Source organism: Stenotrophomonas sp. STEN063 (genome assembly GCF_056854515.1).
In genome coordinates this window covers 25,557-42,390 of the sequence record NZ_JBXFWF010000019.1, presented here as the reverse complement: position 1 = coordinate 42,390, position 16,834 = coordinate 25,557, and the positions used below count along the sequence as shown (strand labels likewise).

Below are 16,834 nucleotides of genomic sequence, written 5' to 3'. Positions count from 1 at the left end.
GCCGCCTCCGGTTCAGATTGCCACCCCAGTGATACACAGTAACAAAGGAACTCTCATGCCCTTCCCCCGTCACACCCGGCACCACCTGCTGTTCGTCGCCCTTGCCGCCGCCCTGCCCGCCGTCGCCAGTGCCGCCGATGATGACGCCGGGCAGAGCCATCACCTGACCGAACTGACCGCAGTAAAGGTAACCGCCTCACCACTGCAGGGCTCTGCCGAGTCGCTGGCGCGCCCGGTCGAGGTGTTGGCCGGTACCGATCTGGACGAGCACAAGTCCGGCACCTTGGGTGACACCGTGGCCAAACTGCCTGGCGTACAGAGCACCTTCTTCGGCCCCGGCGTCGGCCGCCCGATCATCCGTGGTCAGGAAGGCCCGCGCGTGGCTGTGGTGTCCAATGGCGTCGGCAACATGGACGCCTCCACCGTCAGCGCCGACCACGCCTCCGCCATCGAACCCTTCCTGGCTGACCAGATCGAGGTATTGAAAGGCCCGGCCACCCTGCTGTTCGGCAGCGGTGCCATTGGCGGCGCCGTGAACGTGGTCGATGGTCGCATCGCCAGCGAGGTTCCGGACCGCCCGCTCAGCGGTCGCGCCGAAGTCCGCGGCAACTCGGTCAACAATGAGCGTAGCGGCATGTTCCGCCTGGACGGCGTCAGTGGCGACAACCTGGTCCTGCATGTCGACGGCCTGATCCGCAATGGCGATGACTACCGCATCCCCGGCTATGCGATCGACCCGCACGCGCTGGATGCCGATGGCCATGATGATCATGACGCCCACGACGAAGACGCCGGCACCCGCGGCCGCCTCGACAACAGCTCCACGCGCACCCGCGCCGGCGGTGTCGGCGCCACCTGGTTCGGCGAAGGCGGCTTCCTGGGCGCCTCGCTGGGCACCTATCGCAGCAACTACGGCATTCCAAACGGTGCCCACGTGCACGCCGACGATGACCACGATCATGACCACGACGACCATGACCATGATCACGAAGAGGAAGGCGACGAGCATGATGTGCGCATCGACATGGTGCAGAACCGCTTCGACCTGAAGGGCGGCCTGTACAACCCGACCGCGTTCCTGAAGAGCCTGACCGTACGCGGCGGCTATACCGATTACGAGCACACCGAGCTGGAAGCCGGTACACCGTCCACCCGCTTCACCAACAAGGGCTTTGAAGGCCGCGTGGAAGCGGTACAGCAGCCGCTGGCCGGCTGGGATGGCGCCTTCGGCGTGCAGTTCGGCAGCAGCGATTTCGGCGCCACCGGCGAGGAAGCCTTCGTACCGGGCACCACCACCGACACCATTGGTGCTTTCGTGCTGCAGGAAAAGCAGTTCGGCCCGTTCAAGCTGGAACTGGGTGCACGCCATGACCGGGTCAAGCTCGACCCGAACGATGCCCAGCGCAACCGCAGCTTTGGCGCGACCAACCTGTCGGCGTCCGGCATCTGGGCCTTGAACGACACCTTCGACCTGCGCTTCGGCGTGGACGCCTCCGAGCGTGCACCGACCAACGAAGAGCTGTACGCCGCCGGCGCCCACATCGCCACCCGCTCGCTGGAAATCGGCAACGCCAACATGGATACCGAGCGCGGTCGTCGCGTCGAGCTGGGCCTGCACGCGCATAACGAACGCTTCGACCTGCAGGCAGCGATCTACCAGACCAAGTTCAAGGACTTCATCTACCTGGCCGACACCGGCGTGGTCGAAGGCGGCCTGCCGGTGCGCACCTGGACCCAGAACGACGCCACCTTCAAGGGCGCCGAGGCAGAGGCCACCTGGCACATGCTGGAGAACGTGGCCGGCGACTGGGACCTGCGCGTGTTCGGCGACTACGTGAAGGCCGAACTTGATGGCAGCGGCACCCGCAATGTCGCCATCGCCGTGCCGCACGGTGACCACGCACACAACTACAATGTCGAGTTGGCCAATGGCGGCTACCTGCCGCGCATCGCCCCGGCCCGTGTTGGTGCCGACCTGCATTGGTCGCTGGGTGGCTGGCGCGCGTCGTTGGGTGCGGTGCGCTACGGCAGCCAGAAGGATGTTGCAGTGAACGAGGAAACCAGCGCGGGCTACACGCTGGTGGATGCACACGTGGCGTACCGCTGGGATCGCAATGGCAGCAACAGCTACGAAGTGTTCCTCGATGGCAGCAACCTGACTGATCGTGAGGCACGCCCGCATACCTCGTTGCTGCGGGATTACTCGCCGCTGCCGGGTCGTGGCGTGGCGTTTGGCATCCGCGCATGGTTCTAAGGGTTTGATGCTGGCTTTGGCTTTGGTTTTGAGCTTTGGCTCTGAGCTTTGGCTTTGGCGTTGGCTTTGAGCTTTGGCTTTGAGCCTTGGCCCCTGCTCCTGTCTTTCACCTCTCCCGCTTGCTGGAGAGGGGTAGGGGTGAGGGCAAGCTTCTGCTCCTGCATTTAGTTCTGCTTCTGCTTTTTGCTCTCCTGCTTAGCAACCTAGGCAAGCCTGAAAACCACCGCAAGGTGGTTTTTATGTTTGTGCAGAACCCCCGCTTTGGTAACCCACTCAGATAGAGCCAAATCAAGAGCCCCCCCATCCGCCCTCCGGGCACCTTCCCCCGCAAGCGGGAGAAGGGAAAGCCACAGCAACCGCAACAGCAACAGCAACAGCAGCCAAGCCAAAGCCAACGCCAACGCCAACGCCAACGCCACAGCCAACGCCACCGCCACGACCACGACCACGACCACGACCACGACCAAAGCTAAGCGCACAAGGCACCAGAGTCACCAGGAGCCATCCTCGCAATTACGTGCATATGCACATAAACTCCCATCCATCGCCCTACCCGAAACGCCGATGGACGCCCCCAGCCCCTGCACCTGCTTCCAGCTGCGCCGCGCCACGCGCCGCGTTTCCCAGCTCTATGACCGCCACCTGGCCTCCGCTGATCTAAGCCTCAACGCCTATTCCATCCTGCGCCGCTCCAGCCAGCCGCGGCCACTGGGCGAGCTCGCCGATGCACTGGGCATGGACCGCACCACCCTCACCCGCAACCTCAAGCCGCTGCTCGAAGCGGGCCTGCTCAGTTCCGCCCCCGGCGCGGACTCCCGCCAGCGCCAGCTGCACATCACCGCCGCCGGCAAGCGCCGCCTGCAGAAGGCCTTTCCTCTCTGGCAGCAAGCCCAGCGGGAGATCGAAATGCTGTTCGGCGGCAAACGCATCGAAGACCTCAACCACCAGCTGGAAGCACTTACCCAGGCACTGGAACAGGAGCAAGCAGCATGACCACGCAAGCTCCTGCCCGCACTCCCTGGCTGCTGTTGCTCGCCGCCTCCAGCATCCTGATGGTGACCATGGGCGTGCGCCAGACCAGCGGTCTGTTGATCGACCCCATCCATGTTTCGACCGGACTTGGCATCGCCCAGATCAGTTTCTCGCTGGCGATCGGCCAATTCGTATGGGGTGCGGTGCAGCCATTCTTCGGTGCCATGGCCGACCAGCGCGGACCGCTGCCGGTACTGGTCGGCGGCGGCGTGCTGCTGGCGGTCGGCCTGATCGCGGCAACCTTGCTTCCCGACGCCTGGGGACTGAACCTCAGCTTCGGCCTGCTGCTGGCAGCCGGTGCCGGTGCCGGCAGTTTCTCGGTGCTGATCGGCGCAACCGCCTGGCGTATTCCCGCGCAGAAGCGCTCGATGGCCGCCGGCGTCATCAATGCCGGCGGCTCACTTGGCCAGTTCCTGTTCGCACCACTGGTGCAGCTGCTGCTCAGTGCTTTCGGCTGGATCAAGGCCTTGTATGCGTTGGCCTTCATCGTGCTGCTGTCATTGCCATTGGCCTGGCCGTTGCGCAAGCGTGCGCCACGCAACGAGGCCAGTGACGACGGCGAAGCGCTGCGTCCGCAGCTGCAGCGCGCCCTGCGTGATCGCAGTTACTGGTGCCTGCATCTGGGCTTCTTCACCTGTGGCGTGCATATCGCCTTCCTGGTCACCCACCTGCCCGGCGAAATCGCGCTTTGCGGGTTGTCGCCGAACGTGGCCTCGGTATCGATTGCCCTGATCGGCCTGTTCAATGTTGCCGGCAGCCTGATCATAGGTGCGCTTGGCGAACGCTTCCGCATGAAGTGGCTGCTGTTCTGGATGTACCTCAGCCGCGCGGTGTTGATCGCGGTCTATCTGGCATCACCGCCGACACCGATGACGTTCTATGTGTTCGCCGCCGCACTGGGCTTCACCTGGCTGGCGACGGTGCCGCCCACCGCGGGACTGGTCGGCAAGCTGTTCGGTCCGCGTCACATGGGCACCTTGTTCGGCCTGACCCTGTTTTCGCACCAGATCGGCGCGTTCTTCGGTGCCTGGCTGGGTGGCGTGGCACTGGAATATGGCGGCGACTACAGCTGGATGTGGTACGCGGACATGGCATTGGCCGCTGCTGCAGCACTGATCAACCTGCCGATCCGCGAAGCACCACTGCGCCGCCAGCTCGCCGCGAGCTGAACGAAACGGGCCGCTGCAACGGCCCGTTCCATGCCGCCCATTGAAACCGGACATTTTTGTCCGGATCATATGCGGCATGACTTCCATTCGCTCCGATGCCGCCGTGCGTCGTGCCTTGCTGTTGGATGCGGCCGACGCCGTGTTCGGCGAGCACGGCATCACCGCTCCACTTGATCTGGTGGTGGCTCGCGCCGGTGTGGGCCGGGCAACGCTGTACCGCAACTTCCCCGACCGCACCGCGCTGATCGAAGCCCTGCTGCAGCGGACCGTGGAAAAGATCGAAGCGCACCTGCAGGAACTGGGCGAGCGCGACGATGCCCTGTTCGAGCTGATCATCGGCATGGCCAGGCGAATCGTGCATTCGCCTGCGTTGGCCGATTACTGGCGCGCGGTGGACCCGGACGAGCCCACGATCAAGGCCGCACGCGAGCGCATTCTCGGCCTGTCCGAACCGGCACTGCTGCGGGCCAAGGCCGCAGGGCTGTGCCGGCTTGACCTGCAGCTGTCGGATATCTCGTTGATCTCCGGCATGCTCGGCGCCGCCCTGCGCGGCCGCACCGTCGAAGATCGCGCCACCCTCGCACGGCGTGCGATTGAATTGCTGCGTCCCGGCCTGTCCGTGCAGGCTGCAACGGAACGCACATGAAACCCCTCAAGCCCATTCCGGACTGGGAAGAGCACGAGAAGCCCAGCCTGCCCGGCTCGGCCTCGATGCCCTGGCACCCCCCGCACCGGCGTGCGGCCTACGCCGCCGTGGCGGTGCTGGTGGCGATCACCGGCGGCCTGGGCAATGCCCTGATCAGCGCCAACCTGCCGTTGATCACCGGGCAGATGGGGCTGCAGGCCAGTGAGGCCAACTGGCTGGTCGCCGCCTACCTGATGGTCAATGTCAGCGCCAACCTGCTGGTGTTCAAGTTCCGCCAGGAGTATGGCATCCGACTGTTCGCCGAGATCGGCCTGGGCACCTATGCCGCATTGGCGGTGCTGCATCTGTTTGTCGGCAACAACACGACCACCTTGCTGGTACGCGCCGGCAGCGGTTTTGCCGGTGCCGCCTGCACCACGCTGGGCACGCTGTACATGCTGCAGGCCTTGCCGCGCAAATACGTGGGCAACCTGCTGGTGATAGGCGTCGGCCTGTCGCAGCTCGCCGTGCCATTGGCGTGGCTGCTGTCACCCAGCCTGCTCGACCACGGCGAATGGCAGAACCTGTATCTGTTCGAGGCCGGGCTGGCACTGTGTTCGTTTGCTGCGGTGGTGGTGCTGAAGCTTCCGCCCGGCATCCAGATCAAGGTCTTCGAACGCACCGACTTCCTCACCTTCGCCCTGCTCGCGCCGGGTCTGGCGCTGCTGGTGGTGGTGCTGAGCCAGGGCTATCTTCATTGGTGGTTCGACTCCCCATGGCTGGGCTGGGCATTGGCTGCGGCGGTGGTGCTGATCACCACTGGCCTGTGCATCGAGCACCAGCGTCGCAATCCGCTGCTGCAGGTGCGCTGGCTGATGGGGCCGGTGATGCTGCGCTTCATCGTCGGCGCGTTCCTGATCCGCTTCCTCACCAACGAGCAGTCCTACGGGATGATCTCGATGATGCGCACACTGGGCATGGGCCCGGACCAGATGGCGCCCTTGTTCGGAGTCATCCTGATCGGCGTCCTGGTCGGCATCGCTGCCGGTGCGTTGACCTTCGGGCCGAAGGCGCTGATCCCGCAGTTGCTGGTGTCGATCATCCTGCTCGGCAGTGCCGCCTTCCTCGACCAGCACCGCACCAGCATGGACCGGCCGATGGATTTCGCCCTCAGCCAGTTCCTGGCGGCGGTGGGCAGCGGCATGTTCATGGGTCCGTTGATGCTGATCGGCATACGCCAGGCAATGGCGCGTGGACTGGACCACATCGTGTCCTTCATCGTGATCCTGTCGCTGACCCAGAGCTTCGGCAGTCTTGCCGGCTCAGCCTTCCTGAGCAGTTACCAGCTGCAGCGCGAACACCTCTATTCGACCGCACTGGTCAGCCAGCTCAATCCCGCTGATCCACAGGTGGCGCACCGCCTGCAGCTGCAGCAGCAAGCCTACGCCCGCGTCATCACCGACCCGGTACAACTCAAGGCACAGGCCAGTGCCGCCTTGGCAGCAGCGGCCAAACGCGAAGCCAATGTACGCGCCTTCAACGATGTATTCGCCTTCAGTGGCTGGGTCGCAATCTGCTTCCTGAGCTGGCTGCTGCTGGAAGTGACGCTGCGCAATCCCCGCGTGAAACAGGTGATTCGGCGTGACCGCGCCGTGGCCCAGGACAACCGAGCAGAATCATGAGCAACAAGACCGAAAAGAACACTCCCTCCCCGGCGCCCACGCCGGTATCCAAGTACAACCGCCCGAGTCGCCGTGCGGTGGTGCTGATGATCATCGTCGCCCTGGTCGGATTGACCTTGATCCTGCGCGCCTGGCAGCTGTGGCCGTTCAACAGCACGCTCATGCACACCGACGATGCCTATGTGCGCGGCCAGGTGACCGTGCTGGCACCGCAGGTCAACGGCTATGTCACCGAGGTGCTGGTCAGCGACTTCGACCATGTCAAACAGGGCCAGCCACTGCTGCGCATCGATGAGCGCATCTACCGGCAGAAGGTGGATCAAGCGCAGGCCTCCCTCGAAGATGCACGCGCGCAGCTGGCCAACTCCGATCAGAGCCAGGCGCAGAACCGCGCCCAGATCAGCTCCGCACGCGCCAACCATTCGGCGCAACAGGCCGAGCAGCAACGCAGCCGCACCGAGTTGCAGCGCTATGAAACCCTGGCCGCACAGCGACTGGTTTCCAACAGCGACCGCGACAAGCTGCGCGCCTCGGCGCAGGCGGCGACTGCTGGCGTTGCGCAATCGCAGGCGGCCATCCATATCGCAGAGGAAACCCTCACTTCCACCGAAGTGGCACGCAAGGGTCTGGAGGCGAAGGTCGCCATGGCTGAAGCCGCTCTCGAACTGGCGAAGATCGACCTCGACAACACCGTCATCAAGGCGCCGCGTGATGGCCAGGTATCAGAAGCGACCGTTCGGCTTGGGCAGTACGTTACCGCCGGCAGCCAGTTGCTGTTCCTGGTCCCGGACACGCTGTGGGTGGTAGCCAACTACAAGGAAGGCCAGACCTGGAACATGGCGATCGGCCAGCCCGCGACGTTCAGCGTCGATGCCTTCCAGGGCAAGAAGCTACGCGGCCACATCGAGCAGATCGCCCCGGCCACCGGCTCGGAGTTCTCGGTGCTCAAGCCCGACAACGCCAGCGGCAACTTCACCAAGGTGGTGCAGCGGCTGCCGATCCGCATCGCCATCGACCCCGACCAGCCACTGGCCGCGCGCCTGCGCCCCGGCATGTCGGTGGTGGTGGAAGTGGACACCGCGGCGGCGCCTGCGCAAAACCCAACCCCTCCCCAACCCTCCCCTGCTGCGCAAGGGAGGGAGCAACAGCGGTAGGGCCGAGCCATGCTCGGCAAGGGCTTACCGACCATCTTGTGGGAGCGGCGTAAGCCGCGAAGCTGACATTGCGAGAACGGCCCAGAGCCACCCCCTCCCCAACCCTCCCCTGCTGCGCAAGGGGAGGGAGCAAGGCCTTCACCCGATTGCGCTAGGCTGTAGCCCTGCCCACAGCCGGGAGAACCCTCGGTGAAACTGATTCTGGCGCTCTCCGTCCTGGCCGCACTCACGGCCACCTCCGCCAACGCAGCAGACACGCTGTATTCCGGTGGGCCCATCGTCACCGTGGACGACCACCACCCCGAAGCGGAAGCCATCGTCGTGCGCGATGGTCGCATCGCCTTTGTCGGCCCCCGCAAGGCGGCACGCCGCTTCAGCCCGCAGGCGCAGCAGATCGACTTGCAGGGCCATACGCTGACGCCGGGCTTCATCGACGCCCACGGTCACGTTTCAGGCGTCGGCCTGCAGGCGCTGTCGGCCAACCTGCTGCCCGCACCTGATGGTGAAGGCAACTCGATCCCCGCCTTGCAGAAGATCATGCGCGAGTTCCGCGCGCATCCGACCACGCCCGAGGGCTACAAGGTGCTGATCGGCTTCGGCTACGACGATTCGCAGCTGGTCGAACAGCGGCATCCGACCCGGCAGGACCTGGATGCGATCGCCACTGACATACCGATCATCCTGATGCACCAGTCCGGCCATCTCGGCGCCTACAACAGCAAGGCACTTGAACTGGCCGGCATCACCGCCGACACACCCAACCCGCCCGGCGGCGTGATCCGCCGCGAGCCAGGCAGCAATGTGCCCGATGGTGTGCTGGAGGAAAGCGCGCACAACATCGCCCTGGCCAAGCTGATGCCGGCGATGACTGTCGAGCAATCCCTGGCCATGCTCGAAGCCGGCCAGGCGCTGTATATGAAATACGGCTACACCACCGCCCAGGACGCCAAGACCGACGCAGGCACCTTGCAACTGCTGCCGATCGCGGCCAAGGCCGGCAAGCTCAAGATCGACGTGGTGTCCTATCCGGATATCGAAGTGGCCTTGCAGAACCCGGCCATGCAAGGTCCCTTCTATGGGCTGAACTACACCGACCACTTCCGCATCGCCGGCGTGAAGATCAGCCTGGATGGTTCGCCACAGGGCAAAACCGCGTGGCTGACCAAGCCTTATTACAAGGTCCCCGAGGGCGAGAAGCCGGACTATGCCGGCTATCCCGCCTTCCCCACCGCCAAGGTCGATGACCTCATCACCCAGGCGTGGGGCCATGGCTGGCAAGTACAGGCACATGCCAATGGTGATGCCGCGATTGATCAGCTGATCCACGCCGTCGCCGTCGCAGAAGCCAAGTACCCGGACAAACACCTGCTGCCGGTACTGATCCACGGCCAGACCCTGCGCAAGGACCAGGTCGGTGAGCTGCGCCGTCTTGGCATCTTCCCCTCGCTGTTCCCGATGCATACCTATTACTGGGGTGATTGGCACCGCGACTCGGTGCTGGGTCCGGAGCGCGCCGAGAACATCTCGCCCACGCAATGGGTGCTGGACGCGGGCATGGTGTTCACCTCCCACCACGATGCGCCGGTGGTGTTTCCGGATTCGATGCGGGTATTGGATGCGACGGTCAACCGCGTGACCCGTAGTGGTCGCGTGCTCGGACCGGAGCAGCGTGTATCACCGGCGATCGCGCTGAAGGCGATCACCTTGTGGGCCGCGCGCCAGTACGGCGAGGAGAGCAGCAAGGGTTCGATCGAAGTCGGCAAGCGCGCAGACCTGGTGCTGCTGTCGGACAACCCAATGACCATCGAACGCAGCCAGCTGCACACCATCAAGGTGCTGCAGACCATCAAGGATGGCGAAGTGGTCTACGAAGCAAAACCGAAGCCGTAGGAGCGATATGTGGTTGTTGTGGGAGCGGCGTAAGCCGCGAAGCTGATAGGCCCGGACCTTCCCGGCTGCTTCGGTCTGGGCAATGCGCTATCGGCTTCGGGTGTTCCAATGGCTTCGCGGCTTACGCCGCTCCCACAATGATCGGTTCCACGCGACGCCTTACCCTCACCCCTCTCCTGAGGGGGGAGGGGCTAAAGCTTCAGCCTGCGCAGTTCGCGCACAGGCCGTGTACTTCCAGCGTCTGTGCCTGCGGCTTGAAGCCCAGTTCCTTGGCGCGGGCTTCCAGCTGGCGGACGATGTCGCGGTCTTCCAGCTCCACAGCGCTATGGCAGCGGTCGCAGATCAGGAACGGCACCGAATGCTGGTTGCTGCTCGGGTGGTGGCAGGCGACGAACGAGTTGACCGACGACAGCTTGTGCACGAAACCATTGGCCATCAGGAAGTCCAGCGCGCGGTAGACCGTGGGTGGGGCATCGGCGCCTACACCCTTGCCTTCACGCACCCATTCCAGCAGTTCATAAGCCTTGACCGGCTTGCCGGCCTCGGCGATCAGCCGCAGCACGTTGGCGCGGATCGGGGTCAACCGCAATCCGCGCTCGCGGCACACCCGTTCGACCACCGCGACAAAACCGGCCGCGTCTTCGACGTGGTGGTGCGGGGCGGTGCAGGAGTGTGCGTCGGTCATGTCTACCTCGGGGTCAGGCCGTTGGGATCTTGATGAGTGCGGCGTCGATGCGTTTCAAGGCCTCGTCGCGCCCAGCCAGATACACGGTATGGGAAATGTCAGGGCTCACCTGGGTGCCGGTGATGGCCACGCGCAGCGGCTGGGCGACCTTGCCCATGCCAATTTCCAGCTGGGCGGCCACCTCGTGCAGGGCCACGGACACGCCCTCGGCGGTCCATTCAGCTGCTGCCAGCAACTCGCGGGCCTTGGCCAGCGGGACCTCGGCGCCGGCCTTGAAATGCTTGGCCACGGCTGCTTCGTCGTATTCGTTCAGCGGGGTGTACCAGACCACGGCCTTCTCGGCCATTTCCTTCAGGGTCTGCACGCGTTCACGCAGGGCGATGACCACATCGACCGGGGCCGGGCCCTTGCTGATGTCCAGACCGAGCTTTTCCAACTGGTAGACCAGGTGCGGAACGATGGACTCCGGCGTCTCGGTCTTCAGGAAGTGCTGGTTGACCCAGCCCAGCTTGGCCATGTCCAGGCGCGCGGCCTTGGAATTGCAGTTGGTGACGTCGAACAGGTCGATCAGTTCCTGGCGGGTGAAGATCTCCTGGTCACCGTGCGACCAGCCCAGACGGGCCAGGTAGCTCAACAGCGCCTCGGGCAGGTAGCCGGCGTCCTTGTACTGCATCACGTCGGCCGCGCCGGTGCGCTTGGACAGCTTGGCGCCCTGCTCGTCCAGGATCATCGGCATGTGGCCGAACTTCGGCACCGGCGCGCCGATGGCCTCGTACAGATTGATCTGGCGCGGGGTGTTGTTGATGTGGTCATCACCGCGGATGACCTCGTTGATGTTCATGTCCCAATCGTCGACCACTACCGCGAAGTTGTAGGTGGGGTAGCCGTCCGGGCGGAAGATGACCATGTCATCCAGCTCGCTGTTGGCGATTTCGATATTGCCCTTGATCAGGTCATCGAACAGCACCGTGCCTTCAAGCGGGTTCTTGAAGCGGATGACGCGGTTCGGGTCGTCCTTGTACGGCAGGTTGAGCTCGCGGGCGGCGCCGTTGTAGCGCGGCTTTTCCTGCTTGGCCATGGCGGCTTCACGCATGGCGTCCAGCTCTTCCTTGGTCTCGTAGGCGTAATAAGCCTTGCCCGACGCGATCAGCTGCTCGGCCACTTCCTGGTAGCGGGCAACGCGCGCGGTCTGGTAGATCGGGCCTTCGTCATAGCCCAGGCCCAGCCAGTCCATCGCCTCGAGGATGGCGTCGATGGCAGCCTGGGTGGAGCGCTCGCGGTCGGTATCTTCAATGCGCAGCACGAACTCACCGCCACGGTGGCGCGCCTCCAGCCAGCAATACAGCGCGGTGCGGGCGCCACCAATATGCAGGTAGCCGGTGGGACTGGGGGCAAAGCGGGTACGGACGGTCATGACGGGCGCAGAAGTGGGAATCGGGGCATTTTACCTTTTCCCCCCTGCCGGTGCTTCGAACCCGCTCCAGCCCTTCTCGCGCCCAAGCTGCGCCCCTGCTTTAGCCCCTCTCCCGCCTGCGGGAGAGGGGTTGGGGTGAGGGCAGCTCTGGCTCTGGCTTCGGCTTCTGCCGTTGCTCCAGCCTTTGATCTACCGGGCCCCTTCCGCAGCGACGGAGCTGGCAGACAAGACCCCGCATGGGGAGACGCACATGGATGTGCGTCGTTTTTCGACGAGACAGGGATGTCTCGTCGAAAAATCCTGCCGGCGGAGTGGACCCACGCCGCACAGCGGCGTGGGCGCGGAGGTAGGGTGTGCTTTCTTTGCGCCAGGTTTCTTTGCACAAGCAAAGAAAGGTGGCTCGCTCCCCGAAGGGGAGTGAAAGCTCTTGATCTTGATCTTGCTTAGAGCAACAACCGAAACCAAAGCTCCCCCCCTTCCGCCCCCCGCCTTCGCCGGGGCAGGCTCTTCGGGCACCTTCCCCCGCAAGCGGAAGAAGGGACGCACCAAGCATCTGTTCGTTCTGCGCGAAAAGCAGAAGGGCCGCAATGCGGCCCTTCCTTCAAGCAAATCCGGCTAACTCACTTCTCCAACAACGGCTTACGCGGGAACCGCTCCTCACGCATCGCAGCGTTATAGACGAACGATGCAACGATCGCCGCCGCCTGCTTCAGATCCTCCGCCTCGGCGTGATCCCAGGTATCCAGATGGCTGTGGTGCACATTGCTGAAGTAATCCAGACGGTCCTGGATGAACTGGAAGCCCGGCAGGCCCACCCGGTCATAGCTGATGTGGTCCGTGCTGCCGGTGTTGCGCGTAGCCACCGTCGTCGCACCCACATCGTTGAACGGCTTCAACCACGCCTCGAAGATCGGCATAGCCGCCATGTTCTCCTGCGCATAGATGCCACGGAACCGACCCGAACCGTTGTCCATGTTGAAGTAGACCTGGAACTTGTCGTAATCACGCAGCTTCTGCAGCGGACCGGTCGGCTCACGCAACGACGCCGGCAGCGCCTTCTGCGCCGCATCGGTCGGCTCCGGATAACGCGCGAAGTGCTGCGCCACATAGGCCTGCGAACCAATCAGGCCCTGCTCCTCACCACTCCACAGACCCACGCGGATGGTGCGCTTGGGCTTGGCGCCCACCGCCTTGAGGATGCGCATCGCCTCCATCATCACCGCCACGCCGGCGGCGTTGTCGGCCGCACCAGTGCCGGTGTGCCAGGAGTCCATGTGCGCACCCAGCATCACGATTTCGTCAGCCTTGCTGCTGCCACGGATCTCGGCCAGCGTGTTGTGGCCCGGCTGGTTGGTCTCGTCGGTGAAGCGCGCATCCACGTTGACCCGCAGCGTCACCGTCTGCTTGTCCTTGAGTGCGCGCACCAGCGGATTGAAGTGCTCGGCAATCATCGCCAGCTCGGGGATGCCCACCGACTCACCGGCCTTGCGCGAACCACCACCGGCGACACGGATGATGCCGTTGTCCCAGCCGCTGATGCTGATCGCGGCCAGCGCGCCTTCCTCGACGAAGAAAGCATTGACCGCCTTGCCCAGCTCCTGGCGCTCGTTGTATTCCTTCACCCGCTTTGCGCGGTCTTCTTCCGCGGTCTTGGGGATGGTGAAGGCCTGCAGGCCTTCCAGCGAGGTCGCGTCGTGGCGGTGCGAATCGGACTCGGTGCCGCGCTTGTACTCGCGCGCATCACCCAGCAGCAGGATCTTGCCGCGCAGCTTGCCCTTGTACTTCTCAAGGTCGGCCAGCTTCTTGATATCGACCTGGATCAGCTCACCTTCCACCGCACCATTGGTGCCCGGCGTCCAGGCCTTGGGCAGGGCGTGCAGCGGCTGTACGCGCTGGCCCAGCATCTCGACACTGGCCGAGCTGAACTCCCAGCCACGACCGAAGTCCTCGAAGGCCTCGTCGTGCACGTTGACCAGGCCCCACTCGTTGAACTTGCTGCGGCTCCAGGCGTTGGCCTGGGTCATCGCCGGCGAATTGGTCAGGCGCGGGCCGATGGTTTCGGTCAGATGGCTGAAGGTATCCATCACCTGCGAACGGTGGAACGCCTCCTGGCGGATCTTGCTGACCATGTCCAGATCCACCTGCTCGGCCGCCTGCGCCGTAGCGCTCACCGCCAAGCCCATGCACAACGCCAACACACCCCGCTTGATCATGCTTTCCCCGGCCCAAGGCCCAATGACGACAAACCACCGAGTCTAGCCAGTGAACAGCAGCTGCCGAGTCGGCCAATGGTCATGGTTTGGCAACGATGGTGCGATTCAACCCGCACGAGTCATCACCACATACGCCAGCGCAGGCTGCCGCCGACTTTGCCGATCAAGGGCATTGGCTTTCGGTACACATCCCGGCAGTTCTCAAGAGGTGCGCAACCCCGATCCGTATCAGCCCAAAGTGGTTGCGCTTATTGCCGTTGCCGTTGCCGCTGTTGCTGTTGCTGTTGCTGTTGCTGTTGCTGTTGCTGTTGCTGTTGCTGTTGCTGTTGCTGTTGCTTCCGCCATTGACTTACCGGGCCCCTTCCGCAGCGACGGAGCTGGCAGACAAGACCCCGAACGGGGCGGCGCACATGGATGTGCGGGGTTTTGCGCCGAGACAAGCATGTATCGTCGAAAAATCCTGCCAGCGGAGTGGACCCACGTCGCGCAGCGGCGTGGGCGCGGAGGCAGGGTGTGTTTCTCTTGGTTATCTTCTCTTTGCACAAGCAAAGAGAAGTAACTCGCTCCCCGCAGGGGAGTGAAAGCTCTGTTTTTGGTTGTTGCTGCCGCATTGGCCTTTCACAAAAACAGAGCAACAGCCAAACCCAAAGCTCCCCTCATCCGCCCCCGCCTTCGCGGGGGCAGGCTCTCCGGGCACCTTCTCCCGCAAGCGGGAGAAGGAAGTGTCATTCGGCCCGGTGTGCGCCTGCTGCCCGCCTTCGCGGGGCCGGCTCCTCAAGCATCCCGCCTTTGCGGCAGAAAGCCCCGCGCTCCTCCCGAACGCGAGAGAAGGGAGCACGTGCGCAACATGGCGAGAACTCGGCACCCCTCACTCCCACCACCCATAAACCACGAGACGTTCCACCGGCAACACCACAAACCACGAACGACCATCTTGAGCGACGGCGGAGTATCCAGCGCCATGCGTCGTCGGCAGCGCACCCAAGCCCTCAGCTCCACACGCAAAACCACCGGCATCCGACGAATGAGCCTCGGCAAACGCTGAATAAACCCAATCGCCCGCTTCGAAGTACCGCAGCCCCTTGCGCCGGATCGCCAACGCCGTCGACAACGACAAGCGCAGCGCCACAACCCCTTGCGCCTGCCCACCAGCAAACACACTGCCAAGCAACGCCCGCTCCACCTGCCCCGGCGCCAAGCCGAAGTGCAACAAGCCGCAGGTCTCGATACCCGCCGGCAACAAGCGCTGCGCACGGCGATGGATCAATGCTCGATTCATGTCATTCCTCCTTACGAAAGAGGCGGGATGGCCACTGCCACCCCGCCCCGTCATCGCAACTGCCAGATCAAGCCTGCTTGCTCACCGCGCGATTGCTCAGCTCGTACCAATCGACCTTGCGGGTGATCCACATGATCGCCGCGAGGATGCCGAACAGCAGCAGCGAGCCCATCAGCAGCGCGTTGTTCTCCGAGACCAGCAGCACGTACAGCACGCCATACAACATCGTCAGCATCGTTGCGAAACCGACACCGCGCTTCCAGCTGTGCAGCACCCCGCTCAGATAGAAGCCCTGCAAGCCGATACACGCCGCCGCGGCGATCAGATAGGCCTGCCAGAACGCAATCTGCTCGGACAGGCTCAGCAGCAGCAGGAAGAAGATCGCCAATGCCAGGCCAACCAGCAGGTACTGCAGCGGGTGGATCTTCAGCTGCTTGATCAGCTCGAACAATGCAAAGCCAACGAAGGTCAGCAGCACGAACAGGATGCCGTACTTGCTGGCACGGTCCACCTGCGTATAGGTGTCCACCGGGTCCACCAAGGCCACGTTCAATGCCTCCACGCTGCCACCGTCGCTGCGGATCGCCCTGACCAGCTGCGCCTGTGCCGCCGAGGCCAGCGATGACACCGCCCACTCCGCCTTGAAGCCGCTGGCATCGATGCTGCGCTCGTTGGGCAGGAAGCTGCCGCCGAACAGCGGATGCTGCCAGGTTGATGAGAGCGAGACGCGGGTGTCGTCACCCACCGGCGCAACCGCCAGCGAACGGGTGCCGCCCAGTACGAACTCCAGCTCGACCTTGCCCCCCTCGCGCAGCACGCCCTGCACCGAATCCGGCAATACCGACAGCGGCGCATGCAAGCCCTTGGAGGTCCCCTCCAGAGCGCCGGAGCCCGGTTGCAGCTGGATCGCACGGCCGTCGACGCGCAGGTTCGGCGTGCCTACCAGACCGCGCACATCGGACACGCCCATCGCCAGATAGGGACGGCCGTAGGTGCGCCCCGGCACCGCCACATAGCTGCTCTCGGCGAACTCGGCCTGCAGTTTGGCCTGCCAGTTGTAGACCGGCACCTTGAACAGGCCCACGGTGCGCTCGTCGGTGCGCATATTGCCCTGCACATTCAAGCGCGTCGGCATCTGCAGGTCGTAGCCGTTTTCAACGCGCATTTCTGTCTTGCGCGGATTGTTGCCTTCGGCCGGAATCTCGACTTCGCGCTGCTGGGTCCACGGCAGCACCCGCACCGGGCCGATCAGCGACTGCTCACCGGCCCAGCTCTGCGATACCCGTTCGACCGCCTCGTCGCGGTAACGCTCACGCTCATTGATGGTGCTGCGGATCAGCAGCAGGGGAATCAGCAGCAACAACACCAGCCCGCCGACAATGGCGAAGCGCAACAGCAGTTTCAGGGAAGTCATGTCCCGTCCTCGTGTGGAAACAG

13 protein-coding genes are annotated in these 16,834 nt (G+C 64.1%); 8 read left to right on the top strand and 5 right to left on the bottom strand.

All coding sequences use genetic code 11. The features are described 5' to 3' along the window. Positions 1 to 55: 55 nt before the first annotated feature. From AC1VWL_RS07240 to AC1VWL_RS07210, 7 genes are all read left to right on the top strand, one after another. Positions 56 to 2,254, top strand: coding sequence for a TonB-dependent receptor (locus AC1VWL_RS07240; RefSeq protein ID WP_482986243.1), 2,199 nt, complete (start codon positions 56 to 58; stop codon positions 2,252 to 2,254). Between the two features lie 564 nt (positions 2,255 to 2,818). Further along, on the top strand, positions 2,819 to 3,247 hold the full coding sequence (locus tag AC1VWL_RS07235; RefSeq protein WP_482986242.1) for a MarR family winged helix-turn-helix transcriptional regulator: 429 nt from the start codon (positions 2,819 to 2,821) through the stop codon (positions 3,245 to 3,247). Next, complete coding sequence (locus AC1VWL_RS07230; protein WP_481533600.1) at positions 3,244 to 4,455, top strand: MFS transporter; 1,212 nt, start codon at positions 3,244 to 3,246, stop codon at positions 4,453 to 4,455. The genes AC1VWL_RS07235 and AC1VWL_RS07230 overlap by 4 nt, the downstream gene beginning before the upstream one ends. 76 nt (positions 4,456 to 4,531) lie before the next feature. After that, positions 4,532 to 5,101: a TetR/AcrR family transcriptional regulator gene (locus tag AC1VWL_RS07225; RefSeq protein ID WP_481533599.1), complete on the top strand. Its 570-nt coding sequence runs from the start codon at positions 4,532 to 4,534 to the stop codon at positions 5,099 to 5,101. Further along, a complete protein-coding gene (locus AC1VWL_RS07220; protein ID WP_482986241.1) occupies positions 5,098 to 6,762 on the top strand; it encodes an MFS transporter in 1,665 nt (554 codons plus the stop codon). The genes AC1VWL_RS07225 and AC1VWL_RS07220 overlap by 4 nt, the downstream gene beginning before the upstream one ends. Next, entirely contained in the window at positions 6,759 to 7,916 is a 1,158-nt protein-coding gene (locus AC1VWL_RS07215; RefSeq protein WP_482986240.1) for an HlyD family secretion protein, read from the top strand. The genes AC1VWL_RS07220 and AC1VWL_RS07215 overlap by 4 nt, the downstream gene beginning before the upstream one ends. Before the next feature lie 189 nt (positions 7,917 to 8,105). Continuing rightward, on the top strand, positions 8,106 to 9,806 hold the full coding sequence (locus tag AC1VWL_RS07210) for an amidohydrolase (RefSeq protein WP_482986239.1): 1,701 nt from the start codon (positions 8,106 to 8,108) through the stop codon (positions 9,804 to 9,806). A 199-nt stretch (positions 9,807 to 10,005) separates the two neighbouring features. Here AC1VWL_RS07210 and AC1VWL_RS07205 read toward each other — a convergent pair whose 3' ends face one another. From AC1VWL_RS07205 to AC1VWL_RS07195, 3 genes are all read right to left on the bottom strand, one after another. Further along, positions 10,006 to 10,491 (bottom strand): Fur family transcriptional regulator, encoded by a 486-nt coding sequence (locus AC1VWL_RS07205; RefSeq protein ID WP_282266682.1) that lies wholly within the window; start codon positions 10,489 to 10,491, stop codon positions 10,006 to 10,008. Between the two features lie 13 nt (positions 10,492 to 10,504). Further along, entirely contained in the window at positions 10,505 to 11,905 is a 1,401-nt protein-coding gene (gene gltX, locus AC1VWL_RS07200; RefSeq protein WP_482986238.1) for a glutamate--tRNA ligase, read from the bottom strand. 620 nt (positions 11,906 to 12,525) lie between these two features. Further along, a complete protein-coding gene (locus AC1VWL_RS07195; protein ID WP_482986237.1) occupies positions 12,526 to 14,118 on the bottom strand; it encodes a M20/M25/M40 family metallo-hydrolase in 1,593 nt (530 codons plus the stop codon). 95 nt (positions 14,119 to 14,213) lie between these two features. On the opposite strand from AC1VWL_RS07195, the gene AC1VWL_RS07190 reads away from it, so the two are divergent. Then, a complete protein-coding gene (locus AC1VWL_RS07190) occupies positions 14,214 to 14,699 on the top strand; it encodes a hypothetical protein (protein WP_482986236.1) in 486 nt (161 codons plus the stop codon). A 287-nt stretch (positions 14,700 to 14,986) separates the two neighbouring features. On the opposite strand, the gene AC1VWL_RS07185 is transcribed toward AC1VWL_RS07190, so the two are convergent. Both AC1VWL_RS07185 and creD read right to left on the bottom strand, forming a co-directional pair. Continuing rightward, positions 14,987 to 15,397, bottom strand: coding sequence for a hypothetical protein (locus AC1VWL_RS07185; protein ID WP_482986235.1), 411 nt, complete (start codon positions 15,395 to 15,397; stop codon positions 14,987 to 14,989). Between the two features lie 67 nt (positions 15,398 to 15,464). Next, a complete protein-coding gene (gene creD, locus AC1VWL_RS07180; protein ID WP_482986234.1) occupies positions 15,465 to 16,811 on the bottom strand; it encodes a cell envelope integrity protein CreD in 1,347 nt (448 codons plus the stop codon). Positions 16,812 to 16,834 lie beyond the last annotated feature (23 nt).

What these genes read in the sequence shown, in the direction of transcription:
- AC1VWL_RS07225 (WP_481533599.1), top strand. Translation starts at nt 4,532, where the DNA reads ATGACTTCCATTCGCTCCGATGCCGCCGTGCGTCGTGCCTTGCTGTTG.
- creD (WP_482986234.1), bottom strand. Translation starts at nt 16,811, where the DNA reads ATGACTTCCCTGAAACTGCTGTTGCGCTTCGCCATTGTCGGCGGGCTG.
- AC1VWL_RS07205 (WP_282266682.1), bottom strand. Translation starts at nt 10,491, where the DNA reads ATGACCGACGCACACTCCTGCACCGCCCCGCACCACCACGTCGAAGAC.
- AC1VWL_RS07195 (WP_482986237.1), bottom strand. Translation starts at nt 14,118, where the DNA reads ATGATCAAGCGGGGTGTGTTGGCGTTGTGCATGGGCTTGGCGGTGAGC.
- AC1VWL_RS07235 (WP_482986242.1), top strand. Translation starts at nt 2,819, where the DNA reads ATGGACGCCCCCAGCCCCTGCACCTGCTTCCAGCTGCGCCGCGCCACG.
- AC1VWL_RS07240 (WP_482986243.1), top strand. Translation starts at nt 56, where the DNA reads ATGCCCTTCCCCCGTCACACCCGGCACCACCTGCTGTTCGTCGCCCTT.
- AC1VWL_RS07230 (WP_481533600.1), top strand. Translation starts at nt 3,244, where the DNA reads ATGACCACGCAAGCTCCTGCCCGCACTCCCTGGCTGCTGTTGCTCGCC.
- AC1VWL_RS07220 (WP_482986241.1), top strand. Translation starts at nt 5,098, where the DNA reads ATGAAACCCCTCAAGCCCATTCCGGACTGGGAAGAGCACGAGAAGCCC.
- gltX (WP_482986238.1), bottom strand. Translation starts at nt 11,905, where the DNA reads ATGACCGTCCGTACCCGCTTTGCCCCCAGTCCCACCGGCTACCTGCAT.
- AC1VWL_RS07215 (WP_482986240.1), top strand. Translation starts at nt 6,759, where the DNA reads ATGAGCAACAAGACCGAAAAGAACACTCCCTCCCCGGCGCCCACGCCG.
- AC1VWL_RS07185 (WP_482986235.1), bottom strand. Translation starts at nt 15,397, where the DNA reads ATGAATCGAGCATTGATCCATCGCCGTGCGCAGCGCTTGTTGCCGGCG.
- AC1VWL_RS07190 (WP_482986236.1), top strand. Translation starts at nt 14,214, where the DNA reads ATGGTGCGATTCAACCCGCACGAGTCATCACCACATACGCCAGCGCAG.